The 544-nt window shown below is 52.9% G+C and carries 1 pseudogene; it reads left to right on the top strand.

The features are described 5' to 3' along the window. Positions 1-171 precede the first annotated feature (171 nt). Positions 172-495, top strand: a pseudogene (locus tag NW852_RS12440) (fasciclin domain-containing protein); the annotation flags it as partial. Positions 496-544: the final 49 nt, after the last annotated feature.

Here is a 544-nt window from a genome sequence, read left to right as displayed (position 1 = left end):
TGTTGCAAATCTAACCTCAGCGGAGATTAGCCTTGCAGCCCCTGTAAAAAAAGTACTTTGGGTCAGTGGAAATATCTTTTTTGGGGACTTTTTTCAATTTTTAGGAACTCAAGCTCCATCCCAGCCGTCATAGAGAAATGTAAACCTACTCTTCACGGAGGGTTACATTGCATGATTCGCAATCTCTTCGCTCTTTCCTTGGCTGTTGTCTCGGCCACCACGTTGGTTGCAGTCCCTGCGGTCATTGCCGGCAGCTACGGCGCAACTTCTGAAAGCGTGAAAACCGCTGCTGCTACCGGCAAAACCATTGTGGATGTTGCGGCTGAGGCCGGCTCTTTCACCACGTTGATCCAAGCCTTGGAGGCTGCCGACTTAGTGGAGGTACTGGCTGGGGAAGGCCCCTTCACTGTTTTTGCTCCCACCGACGAGGCCTTTGCAGCGCTACCGGAAGGCACTTTGGAGAAGTTGCTCTTGCCGGAAAACCGTGAGCAAATGAACTACCCCACCGCGTAGGCGGGTGGGGTTTCCTCACCCGCTTGACAGC

The organism is Synechococcus sp. H60.1 (genome assembly GCF_047462335.1).
Lineage (GTDB): Bacteria > Cyanobacteriota > Cyanobacteriia > Thermostichales > Thermostichaceae > Thermostichus.
The sequence above is the reverse complement of the archived record's forward strand: the minus strand, read 5'-3'. Positions and strand labels throughout refer to the sequence as shown.